Origin of the sequence: Shinella sp., from assembly GCF_049651085.1 — a bacterium.
In the GTDB taxonomy this organism is placed as follows: Bacteria; Pseudomonadota; Alphaproteobacteria; order Rhizobiales; family Rhizobiaceae; genus Shinella.
This window is the reverse complement of sequence record NZ_JBASBL010000016.1, coordinates 1-10626: the sequence shown is the minus strand read 5'-3', so window position 1 is coordinate 10626 and position 10626 is coordinate 1. Positions and strand designations below refer to the sequence as shown.

At 64.5% G+C, this 10626-nt stretch carries 11 protein-coding genes; 7 read left to right on the top strand and 4 right to left on the bottom strand.

Going from position 1 to position 10626, the window contains the following annotated elements; translation table 11 throughout:
* Positions 1–35: 35 nt before the first annotated feature.
* Genes WA950_RS08850 through WA950_RS08835 form a run of 4 tightly spaced genes read left to right on the top strand, consistent with a single transcriptional unit; the run spans position 36 to position 5182 of the window.
* Complete coding sequence (locus WA950_RS08850; protein WP_424551342.1) at positions 36–1625, top strand: ABC transporter substrate-binding protein; 1590 nt, start codon at positions 36–38, stop codon at positions 1623–1625.
* Complete coding sequence (locus WA950_RS08845; protein WP_424551341.1) at positions 1625–2734, top strand: ABC transporter permease; 1110 nt, start codon at positions 1625–1627, stop codon at positions 2732–2734. The genes WA950_RS08850 and WA950_RS08845 overlap by 1 nt, the downstream gene beginning before the upstream one ends.
* Positions 2731–3558, top strand: coding sequence for an ABC transporter permease (locus WA950_RS08840; protein ID WP_424551340.1), 828 nt, complete (start codon positions 2731–2733; stop codon positions 3556–3558). Before WA950_RS08845 ends, WA950_RS08840 begins: the two co-directional genes overlap by 4 nt.
* Complete coding sequence (locus tag WA950_RS08835; RefSeq protein WP_424551339.1) at positions 3551–5182, top strand: ABC transporter ATP-binding protein; 1632 nt, start codon at positions 3551–3553, stop codon at positions 5180–5182. Before WA950_RS08840 ends, WA950_RS08835 begins: the two co-directional genes overlap by 8 nt.
* Positions 5183–5306: 124 nt before the next feature.
* Here the strand turns inward: WA950_RS08835 and WA950_RS08830 are convergent, their stop codons facing one another.
* From WA950_RS08830 to WA950_RS08815, 4 genes are read right to left on the bottom strand one after another with little or no spacing between them, the layout of a single operon-like run.
* A complete protein-coding gene (locus WA950_RS08830) occupies positions 5307–5657 on the bottom strand; it encodes a hypothetical protein (RefSeq protein WP_424551338.1) in 351 nt (116 codons plus the stop codon).
* The gene (locus tag WA950_RS08825) at positions 5654–6073 is read right to left on the bottom strand and encodes an ACT domain-containing protein (protein ID WP_424551337.1); all 420 of its coding nucleotides are present in this window, start codon (positions 6071–6073) and stop codon (positions 5654–5656) included. The genes WA950_RS08830 and WA950_RS08825 overlap by 4 nt, the downstream gene beginning before the upstream one ends.
* Positions 6070–6981, bottom strand: coding sequence for an alpha/beta hydrolase (locus WA950_RS08820; RefSeq protein ID WP_424551336.1), 912 nt, complete (start codon positions 6979–6981; stop codon positions 6070–6072). Before WA950_RS08820 ends, WA950_RS08825 begins: the two co-directional genes overlap by 4 nt.
* Before the next feature lie 17 nt (positions 6982–6998).
* Positions 6999–7634, bottom strand: a complete 636-nt coding sequence (locus WA950_RS08815) for a LysE family translocator (protein ID WP_424551335.1) — start codon at positions 7632–7634, stop codon at positions 6999–7001.
* Positions 7635–7763: 129 nt separating this feature from the next.
* On the opposite strand from WA950_RS08815, the gene WA950_RS08810 reads away from it, so the two are divergent.
* The 3 genes from WA950_RS08810 to WA950_RS08800 all read left to right on the top strand — a co-directional run.
* Positions 7764–8672 (top strand): LysR family transcriptional regulator, encoded by a 909-nt coding sequence (locus tag WA950_RS08810; RefSeq protein ID WP_424551334.1) that lies wholly within the window; start codon positions 7764–7766, stop codon positions 8670–8672.
* A 135-nt stretch (positions 8673–8807) separates the two neighbouring features.
* Entirely contained in the window at positions 8808–9968 is a 1161-nt protein-coding gene (locus WA950_RS08805) for an ABC transporter substrate-binding protein (RefSeq protein WP_424551333.1), read from the top strand.
* Between the two features lie 238 nt (positions 9969–10206).
* A partial coding sequence (locus WA950_RS08800) for an ABC transporter ATP-binding protein (RefSeq protein ID WP_424551332.1) occupies positions 10207–10626 on the top strand: 420 nt, incomplete at its 3' end.

The window sequence follows — 10626 nt, the reverse complement described above, 5'->3', positions numbered from 1 at the left end:
CCACCAAACAGGGCCAGCAAAAAGGGAACAGGGGAATGACTGATTATACAAAATACCTTACCAGCCAGGTCTCGCTCGGCAAGATGAACCGCCGCGAGTTCATGGGCCGCGCCGCTGCCTTCGGCATCACGCTTGCGGCCGCCGGGACGATGTTCGATACCGCTGCCAGGGCGCAGGAGCCCAAGCGCGGCGGTCATCTGAAGCTCGGCCTCGAAGGCGCATCGGCCACCGATTCGCGGGACCCCGCCAAGAACCTTTCGCAGTTCATGTTCGTCACCAGCCGCACCTGGGGCGACATGCTGGTCGAATCCGAGCCGCTGACCGGCAAGCCGGTTCCCGCGCTTGCCGAATCATGGGAGCCGTCCGCCGACGCTGCGACCTGGACCTTCACCATCCGCAAGGGCGTCAAGTTCCACGACGGCAAGGAACTGACCGTCGATGACGTGATCAAGACGCTGCAGCGCCATACGGACGAGAAGGCCGAATCCGGCGCGCTCGGCGTCATGCAGTCCATCAAGGAAATCAAGGCCGACGGCGACAAGCTAGTCCTCGTTCTGGCCGAGGGCAATGCCGACCTGCCGCTGCTCCTGACCGACTATCACCTCGTCATCCAGCCGAATGGCGGCTTCGACGATCCGGACGCGATGATCGGCACCGGCCCGTACAAGATGACGAGCTTCGAGCCCGGCGTACGCGCCACCTTCGAGCGCAACCAGGACGACTGGCGCACCGACCGCGGCTATGTCGATTCGGTCGAGCTGATCGCGATGAACGACAAGACCGCGCGCATCGCGGCGCTTTCCTCCGGCCAGCTCCACTATATCAACCGCGTCGATCCGAAGACCGTCGACCTCCTGAAGCGCGCGCCGAATATCGAGGTGCTGAGCACGTCCGGCCGTGGCCACTACGTCTTCATCATGCACTGCAACACTGCGCCCTTCGACAACAACGACCTGCGGCTCTCGCTGAAATATGCGATGGACCGCGAGACGATGCTGGAAAAGGTGCTCAGCGGCTACGGCAAGGTCGGCAACGATTTTCCGATCAACGAGACCTATGCGCTCTTCCCGGAAGGCATCGAGCAGCGCGCCTACGATCCGGACAAGGCGGCCTTCCACTACAAGAAGTCGGGCCATAGCGGCTCGGTTCTGCTACGCACGTCCGACGTCGCCTTCCCCGGCGCGGTGGATGCCGCCGTGCTCTACCAGGAAAGCGCCAAGAAGGCCGGTATCAACATCGAAGTGAAGCGCGAGCCCGGCGACGGCTACTGGTCGAACGTCTGGAACGTCCAGCCCTTCTCGACGTCCTACTGGGGCGGCCGCCCGACGCAGGACCAGATGTACTCGACCGCCTACCATACGAAGGCTGACTGGAACGACACGCGCTTCCACCGCGAGGACTTCGACAAGATCCTGCTGGAAGCCCGCTCCGAGCTCGACGAGGCCAAGCGCAAGGAAATGTACCGCAGCATGGCCATGATGGTGCGTGACGAGGGCGGCCTCATCCTGCCGATGTTCAACGACTTCGTGAACGCCTGCAGCAAGAACGTGAAGGGCTATGTCCACGACATCGGCAACGACATGTCGAACGGCTATGTCGCAACCCGCGTTTGGCTCGACACCTGATGGCCGGCAACGGACCGGCGCACGGTCCGGAGCTGACAGCAACGGCGGCTGCGGGCGAAGCCCCGCAGTCTGCCGGCGTTGCCGGGTCGGTTGCGTCCACTGAAGCCCCCACCAACGAAGGCACGCCTTCGTTCTGGGCGAAACTCAGCAAGAGCAGCCCCATGGTTGCGCTCATCCTGCAACGCCTCGCGCTCAGCGTGGCCTTGCTCTTTGCCGTGTCCCTTATGATTTTCGGGGGCGTGGAAGCCTTGCCCGGCGACTTTGCCACGACCTATCTCGGCCAGTCCGCCACGCCGCAGGCCGTCGAGAACATCCGCAAGGATCTGGGCCTCGACCAGCCAGCCACCACCCGCTACCTGAACTGGCTCGGCGGGGCGCTACAGGGCGACTTCGGCACCTCCTGGGCCTCGAAGAATTCGGTCAGCGAGCAGATAGGCAAGCGGCTCGGCAATTCACTGTTCCTCGCCTTCTTCGCCGCGATCATCTCCGTCCCGCTCGCCGTGGGCCTCGGCATGCTCGCGGTGGAATTCCGCAACCGCCTGCCGGACAAGATCATCAACGTCGTTTCGCTGGCCGCGATCTCGTTGCCGGAGTTCTTCGTCGGCTATCTGCTGATCCTGTTCTTTGCCGTACAGATGGGCGTCGCGACCTTCCCGGCGACGGTCTACGACACCATGACGATCGGCCAGCGGCTATCGGCCATCGCGCTGCCGACCGCAACGCTCGTCCTCGTCGTGCTCGCCCACATGATGCGCATGACGCGGGCCGCGATCCTCAACGTCATGTCCTCCGCCTATGTCGAAACGGCGGAACTGAAGGGTCTTTCGGGCTTGCGCATCATTGCCAGGCACGCGGCGCCGAATGCCGTGGCGCCGGTCATCAACGTCATCGCACTCAACCTTGCCTATCTCGTTGTCGGCGTCGTCGTCGTCGAGGTGGTCTTCGTCTATCCCGGCATGGGCCAGTACATGGTCGACGCCGTGACGGTGCGCGACATGCCGGTGGTGCAGGCCTGCGGCCTGATCTTCGCCGCCTTCTATATCTTCCTCAACATGTTCGCCGATATCCTTGCGATCGTCGCGAACCCCAGATTGAGGCATCCGCGATGAGACTGAACTCCATACCCGTCAGCGCCTGGATCGGCATCCTGGGCATCATGCTCGCCGTTTTCTGCGCCATCTTCGCCCCCCTCATCGCCCCCTATAGCGAGAGCCAGATCGTCGGCTCCGTCTGGGAGCCGATGGGCGGCGACTTCCTGCTCGGCACCGACAATCTCGGCCGCGACCTCTTCTCGCGGCTGATCTTCGGCGCCCGCACCACCATCTTCGTGGCGCTGGCGGCAACCGTGCTGTCCTTCTCGCTCGGCATGCTGCTGTCCTTCACCGCGGCCGTGACGGGCGGGCTGGTCGACCAGGCCTTCTCGCGCTTCAACGACCTGATGATGGCGATCCCGACACTGATCTTCGCCCTCGTCGTGCTGGCCGTCCTGCCGCAGCAGCTGTGGATCCTCATCCTCGTCATGGCGGTCCTCGACAGTACGCGCGTCTACCGCATCGGCCGCGCCGTCGCGCTCGACGTAGCAGTCATGGAATTCGTCGAGGCGGCACGGTTGCGCGGCGAAGGCACGGGCTGGATCATCTTCCGGGAAATCCTGCCCAACACGCTCTCGCCGCTGCTTGCAGAATTCGGCCTGCGCTTCGCCTTCTCGATCCTGTTCCTCTCCACCCTCTCCTTCCTAGGCCTCGGCATCCAGCCGCCGGCCGCCGACTGGGGCGGCATGGTCAAGGACAACAAGGACGGCATCATTTTCGGGATTTCCGCCGCCCTCATTCCGGGCGGCGCGATCGCGGGGCTCGCCATCTGCGTCAACCTCGTCGTCGACTGGCTGATGAAACGCACCTCGAGCCTGAAAGGGGGACGCGGCGATGCCTGATCTTCTCTCCGTCCGCGATCTCAAGATCGAGGCGACCAGCTACCCGCCCGGCGAGCCGCCGAGAACCGTGACCCTCGTGGAAGGCGTGTCCTTCGACGTCGAAAAAGGCAAGGTGCTCGGCCTCATCGGTGAATCGGGCGCCGGAAAATCGACCATCGGCCTCACCGCGCTTGCCTATGGGCGCGGCGGGGTGCGCATCACCGGCGGCGAGGTCAAGCTCAATGGCGAGGACCTCCTGAAGCTTTCGCCCGTCGGCATCCGCAAGGTGCGCGGCGCGAAGGTCTGCTACGTCGCGCAATCTGCGGCGGCGGCCTTCAACCCGGCCCACCGGCTCGGCGAACAGGTGATCGAGGCCTCGCTGAAACACGGCATCATGACCCGTGCGGAAGCGGAAAAGCGCGCGCTCTACCTGTTCAAGGTGCTCGGCCTGCCGAGCCCGGAAACCTTCGGCCAACGTTATCCGCACCAGGTTTCCGGCGGCCAGCTTCAGCGCGCCATGACCGCCATGGCGCTCTGCCCAAACCCGGAACTCATCATCTTCGATGAGCCGACGACGGCGCTCGACGTGACGACGCAGATCGACGTGCTCGCCGCCATCAAGCACGCCATCGAGGAAACCAACACGGCCGCGCTCTACATCACCCATGACCTTGCCGTCGTGGCGCAGATCACGGACGACATCCTCGTACTGCGGCACGGCAAGATGGTGGAATACGGCTCGGTGCGACAGATCATCGAGGCGCCGACGCAGGACTATACCCGCGCGCTGGTCAACGTGCGCAGCACCAAGCGCGAGGAAGCGCCCGACCAGTCGGATACGCTCCTCAAGGTCGACAACATTACCGCCGGATATTCCAACGGGTTCAAGGTGTTGCAGAACGTCTCGCTGCACCTGCCGAAGGGCCAGACGCTGGCGGTTGTGGGCGAATCCGGTTCCGGCAAGTCCACCCTCGCCCGCGTCATCACCGGCCTGTTGCCACCGCAGGACGGCACGATCAGTTTCGACGGCAAGCCCTTGCCGAAGGCCCTGAAGGGCCGGTCGAACGACGAGTTGCGCCGCGTCCAGATGATCTACCAGATGGCCGATACGGCGATGAACCCGCGCCAGACGGTGCGCGACATCATCGGCCGGCCGCTTACCTTCTACTACGGCTTGCGCGGCGCCAGGAAGGCGGAGCGGGTGAAGGAACTGCTGGAGCAGATCGAGATGGGCGACCGCTTCGCCGACCGCTATCCGGCCGAACTTTCCGGCGGCCAGAAGCAGCGCGTGGCGATCGCAAGGGCGCTGGCGGCCCAGCCGGAACTCATCCTGTGCGACGAGCCGACCTCGGCGCTCGACCCGCTGGTGGCGGAAGGTATCCTGAAGCTCCTCCTCAAACTGCAGGAGGAAACGCAGGTTTCCTACATGTTCATCACCCACGATATCGCCATCGTGCGCGCGATCGCCGACAGCGTGGCCGTGATGCACCGGGGACGGCTTGTGCGCTTCGGCCCGAAATCGAAGGTGCTTTCACCGCCCTTCGACGATTACACCGACCTCCTGTTGAAATCGGTTCCGGAAATGGAAATCGGCTGGCTGGAGCGAGTGCTGACGACACGGCGTATGGAAAGCGCCGGGAACTGAACCGGGCGGCGGCTCCGGCCACCTTCCGAAGTGCCGCGCCGTCGACAACCTCCCGCCGTCATCCTCGGGCTCGACCCGAGGATGACGGCGACAAGGGGAGAGCGCCTGCAAACGGCGCCTCCGCTCAATTCTGCGTGCAGGTCACATCGCCGAGGCGGCTGGCGGATTCGCCTTCGACGCTTACCGTCTCCTCGCCACGCGCCGTGCAATTGCCCTTCTCGCCGACGCCGGTGCGAAATTTCACCATGGGCTGGCCTTCGATCATGACGCTCGGAACAATCTCGTAAAGCTCCAGCGGGCAATTGATCACGTCGGAAAGGCGCAGCGCTGGCGCACCGCCGATGAAGACGCTTTTCGATCCGGACATGGCGCAGGACGGAAGCGGCGCCGGGGCGTCGCCGGCCATGGAGCCGGACGGCAGCGCCGCCGTGAGGCCGCAAGCCAGGACGACGCCTGAAAATAGCTTGAGTTTCATCCCGCATCTCCCTTTTCACGCGCCGCGCGGGACAGCGCCCGCAGCGTTTCGAGCGCTCGCTCGGCATCCCGCTCCGGCACGAATATATGGTCATGATGGTAGCCGGCAACCACGTTGGCGCTGATGCCCGCCTTGGTCAATGCCGTCGCGAAGGCCGCCGTCAGCCCCACTGCCTCCAGCGAGGAATGGACGGTGAGCGTGATCATCCGCATCGGCGGGCTGGCGGCAAACCCGGCCGCGCCATTGGCGGGCAGGATCAGCGTGATGCCCTCCTCCTCGCGAAACAGGCCGATCGGCCCGCGCACCAGATGTAGCGCAAGATCGGCGGCCGGCACGCTCGCATAGACGAAGCTGCCCTCCACCAGCGCCGGCTCCATGGTCGCCAGCAATTCGTCGAGATCGGTGATGCCGCTCATAGATTGGCCATCCGGCGCACGGCAGCGCACAGTGCTGCAAAGCCGGCCTTCGCTCCCTCGCTCATAAAGCGGGCGCGCAGCCAGGCATGGATCATCTGCTTCTCCTCGCGGAAATCCACTGGCACACCGGAAAGCGCCAGCCGCGCCGCATAGGCGCGCGCATCGTCGCGCAGCGGATCGAAATAGGCCCCGGTGATGAAGGCCGGCGGAAGGCCGGCGAGGATTTCGGCCCGCAGCGGATAAGCATGAACCGCCTCCTCGGGCGCGCCGTAGATGTCGCGATAATAGGCGACATCTACGGTCGACAGCCCCGGCGCTTCGGCCATGTCCACGTAGGAACCGGAAACCAGATCGCCGCCAAGGCCCGGATAGATCAACGCCTGCCCGGCAATGCCCTTCAGCCCCTCGTCCCTCGCCTTCAGCACGATGCCGGCCGCCAGATTGCCGCCGGCGCTGTCGCCGATCACCACGACCGGGCGGTTTTCCAGAAGAAGTTCGACCAGCACGGCCCAGCAATCGTCGAAAGCGGCAGGCCAGACATGTTCCGGCGAAAGGCGGTAGTCGATGGAGACGAGTTCGGCTCCCGCCGCCTCGGCCAGTTCGGCACAAATCGCATCATGGCTCTCCAGCGAGCCGACGACGAACCCGCCGCCGTGAATGTAGAAAAGCCGCGTCTGCGTGGTGGGAGCCGCCGGCCGATAGCGGCGCACCGGAATGCGCCCTGCCACCAGCCCGTCCGCCTTCACCATGCCGGCCGGAGGCGCTGCATCGAAGGCCGCGCACAGCGCGTCGTACCAGGCCCGTTGCTGCGCGATATCCGCATCGACCGCATCGGCCGGATAAAAATCCTCGCAGCGCTTGTGGAAGGCGAGAATGCCGTCCTCGCTCGGCATGGGGCGTTCGGTCATGGCAGGTTCCGTTCGGATCAGGTCTTCTGGAAGGCTAGGTTGAGGCCGAGCCCGACAAGGATCGTACCGCCGACGCGCTGCATCGTCTTCTGCACCCGCGCCGAGCCTTTCAGCCGCGTGGCGATCGCGCCCGCCAGCAGCACGCAGACGATGTCCGCGGAGGTGAACATGAGATTGATCACCGTGCCGAGGACGAGGAGCTGCGCCCAGACCGGCAGCGCCGCCGAGGGATCGACGAATTGCGGCAGGAAGGCCAGGAAGAAGATCGCCGTTTTCGGATTGAGTACCTCGACGGAAACGCTTTCGACGAAGGCACGCCGGCCGCTCTTGCGCGCCTGTTCGCCGGATGCCAGCGCCGGCGCCTCGGCCTTTGCCCGGAACATGGAGATGCCGAGCCAGATGAGGTAGAGGGCGCCGAGCAGCTTGACCGCGAGATAGAGCGCGGGAACGGCATGGAAAAGCGCCGTCAGGCCGGCGGCGGCGGCAAGCACATGGGCATAGCCGCCGAGATGAATGCCAAGGCTCGCCATCAGCCCCGAGCGGCGTCCGCGCGCGATGGTCTGGGCGGCGGCATAGAGCATGGCCGGTCCCGGCATGTAGGCGAAGACCGCCGTCGTCACGAAAAAGGCAAGCATCATTTCGAACGGGGGCATGTCCTCTCCTGCAGGTCGCGCATCGGTTGCCGGAGCTTATCCCAGGAAGTGGGGGCGGGGAATGCCTAGCGATGCCCATCCGCAGCCATTCGCCTTGCGTCGCGCCCGCGGCGCATATTAACTGCCGCCATGGCATTCACCCTCCGGCAATTGCAATATTTCGTCGCCGTCGCGGAACAGGGGTCCGTGACGCGCGCCGCGCAGAACCTGTCGATCTCGCAATCCTCGATCACCGAAGCGATCAAGGAACTCGAATCGGATCTCGGCGTCGAACTCTTCGACCGTCATCCGCGCGGCCTGACGACGACGCATAACGGCCACCAGTTCCTGCGCCACGCGACAAAGATCCTCGCCGACGTCTCCGATGCGCGACGCTCCTTCTCCGATAACCGCACGGCGGAAAAGGGCCAACTCAATCTCGGCGTCACCTCGCTCGTCGCCGGTTACGTGCTGTCCGACCTCCTGTCGCGCTATCGCCGGGCCTTTCCCGGGATCGATGTCAGCGCGATCGAGGACAATGGCTCCTATCTTGAACATCTGCTCGTCGGCGGCGAACTGGACGTCGCGGTCATGGTCATCTCGAACCTGCGCGACCGCATGGCGTTGCAGGCGGAGATCATCGAGACCTCGCCCTACAGGCTTTGGCTGCCGATCGGCCATCCGCTCGTCTCGGCGGACATCATTTCCGTCAGCGATATTGCACGGGAACCGCTGATCATGCTGACGGTGGACGAAATCGAGGAAAATACCGGCAAGCTGCTGACGGCGCTCGGCGCCCGCCCGCATGTCGCCTTCCGCACGCGCTCGGTGGAAGCGGTGCGCAGCCTCGTGGCCACCGGCGCGGGCATCGCGCTCCTGCCCGATCTCGTCTATCGCCCCTGGTCGCTGGAAGGTGACCGCATCGAAAGCCGCGACGTGTCCGGCGCGCTGCCGGTGGTGCAGGTCGGCATCGTCTGGCGCAAGGGCTCCAGCCTGCCGCAATCGGCGCGCGATTTCGTCGGGCTGGCGGAGGCACTGCGTAGCGGGCGGGGCCGGTAGTCTCGGAAGAATGTTACGCTTTCGGAATTTCCGATATCAACTATCTGATTTATGAATTTGCGAAAGCGGCGAAATAGCGGCACCTTTCCAGTCGGGAACAATACCGCATAAAGCGGATCAAACCGGGAGACTGTCATGAAGCGACTTCTGCATTCCTGCACCGCGCTTACCCTTTCGCTCGCTTTCGCCACCGCCGCCGTCGCCCAGGAGCCGCTGAAGGAACTCGGCCCCGGTGAAGGCCAAGTCTCGATCGTCGCCTGGGCCGGCTATATCGAGCGCGGCGAGACGGACAAGAATTACGACTGGGTCAGCGACTTCGAGAAGAAGACGAGTTGCAAGGTCACGGTGAAGACCGCAGCGACCTCCGACGAAATGGTCGCGCTGATGAACGAGGGCGGCTTCGACCTTGTCACTGCCTCGGGCGACGCTTCGCTGCGCCTCGTCGCCGGCAAGCGCATCCAGCCGATCAACACCGACCTCATCCCGAGCTGGAAGACCATCGACGAGCGCCTGCAGAACGCGCCGTGGCACACGGTCGGCGGCGTCCACTACGGCACACCCTATCTCTGGGGCCCGAACGTCCTGATGTACAACACCGAGGTCTTCAAGGACGCCGCGCCGAAGAGCTGGAACGTGGTCTTCGAGGAAATGACGCTGCCGGACGGCAAGTCCAACAAGGGCCGCGTGCAGGCCTATGACGGCCCGATCCACATTGCCGACGCCGCCCAATACCTGATGGCGCACAAGCCGGAACTCGGCATCAAGTCCCCCTACGAACTCAACGAAGACCAGTACAAGGCCGCGCTCGAGCTGCTGCGCGTCCAGCGCACGCTCGTCGGCCGCTACTGGCACGACGCGATGATCCAGATCGACGACTTCAAGAATGAAGGCGTCGTCGCCTCCGGCTCCTGGCCCTTCCAGGTCAACCTGATGCAGGCCGAGAAGCAGCCGATCGCCTCGACCTTCCCGGAAGAAGGCGTGACGGGCTGGTCGGATACGACCATGCTGCATGCCGACAGCCAGAACCCGAACTGCGCCTATATGTGGATGGAACATTCGCTGTCCAGCAAGGTGCAGGGTGACGCGGCCGCCTGGTTCGGCGCCGTTCCCTCCGTTCCGGCCGCCTGCAAGGGCAATGCGCTGCTGACGGACGAAGGCTGCTCGACCAACGGCTTCGACAACTTCGAGAAGATCAGCTTCTGGCGCACGCCCGTCAGCAAGTGCGAAAGCCAGGGCGAATGCGTGCCCTACCACCGCTGGGTGTCCGACTATATCGGCGTAATCGGCGGCCGCTGAGGCAAAAGAAGCGGTATCCTCCCGATCTCCCCCCTTGTGGGGGAGATGTTGCCGAAGGCGACAGAGGGTGCCCGCGAAGCAGCAAGATCCGAGCGAGCGGGTAGCAATACCCCCTCTGCCCTGCCGGGCATCTCCCCTTGTGGGGAGATTGGATAGTCGCGCCGTTTTTACTCCTACGGCACTTTCCGCGATCGGCTCACCAGATCAGCCATCGCCCAAGACAACACCGGGAGCTCCCATGACCGCCGTCCTGTTTCAGCAAGTATCCCGTTATTTCGGCGCCGTGCGCGCCGTCGATAGCGTGGATCTCGCCATTGCCGAGGGCGAGTTCTTCGCGATGCTCGGACCTTCCGGCTCCGGCAAGACGACATGCCTGCGCCTCATGGCAGGCTTCGAGCAGCCGACCGCCGGCCATATCGAAATCTTCGGCGAGACCGCCGAGGGCGTGCCGCCCTACCGGCGCAACGTCAACACGGTCTTCCAGGACTACGCCCTCTTCCCGCACCTCTCGATCCTCGAAAACGTCGCCTATGGCCTGATGGTCAAGGGCGTCGACAAGGCGGAGCGGCTGAAGGCGGCGGAAGAGGCGCTCGCCATGGTGAAGCTGCCCGGCTACGGCGCGCGCCGGCCCGGCCAGCTTTCCGGCGGCCAGCGCCAG

Excerpts from the sequence above, each read along its gene's own strand:
- WA950_RS08850 (WP_424551342.1), top strand. The coding sequence starts at position 36 with ATGACTGATTATACAAAATACCTTACCAGCCAGGTCTCGCTCGGCAAG.
- WA950_RS08845 (WP_424551341.1), top strand. The coding sequence starts at position 1,625 with ATGGCCGGCAACGGACCGGCGCACGGTCCGGAGCTGACAGCAACGGCG.
- WA950_RS08840 (WP_424551340.1), top strand. The coding sequence starts at position 2,731 with ATGAGACTGAACTCCATACCCGTCAGCGCCTGGATCGGCATCCTGGGC.
- WA950_RS08835 (WP_424551339.1), top strand. The coding sequence starts at position 3,551 with ATGCCTGATCTTCTCTCCGTCCGCGATCTCAAGATCGAGGCGACCAGC.
- WA950_RS08830 (WP_424551338.1), bottom strand. The coding sequence starts at position 5,657 with ATGAAACTCAAGCTATTTTCAGGCGTCGTCCTGGCTTGCGGCCTCACG.
- WA950_RS08825 (WP_424551337.1), bottom strand. The coding sequence starts at position 6,073 with ATGAGCGGCATCACCGATCTCGACGAATTGCTGGCGACCATGGAGCCG.
- WA950_RS08820 (WP_424551336.1), bottom strand. The coding sequence starts at position 6,981 with ATGACCGAACGCCCCATGCCGAGCGAGGACGGCATTCTCGCCTTCCAC.
- WA950_RS08815 (WP_424551335.1), bottom strand. The coding sequence starts at position 7,634 with ATGCCCCCGTTCGAAATGATGCTTGCCTTTTTCGTGACGACGGCGGTC.
- WA950_RS08810 (WP_424551334.1), top strand. The coding sequence starts at position 7,764 with ATGGCATTCACCCTCCGGCAATTGCAATATTTCGTCGCCGTCGCGGAA.
- WA950_RS08805 (WP_424551333.1), top strand. The coding sequence starts at position 8,808 with ATGAAGCGACTTCTGCATTCCTGCACCGCGCTTACCCTTTCGCTCGCT.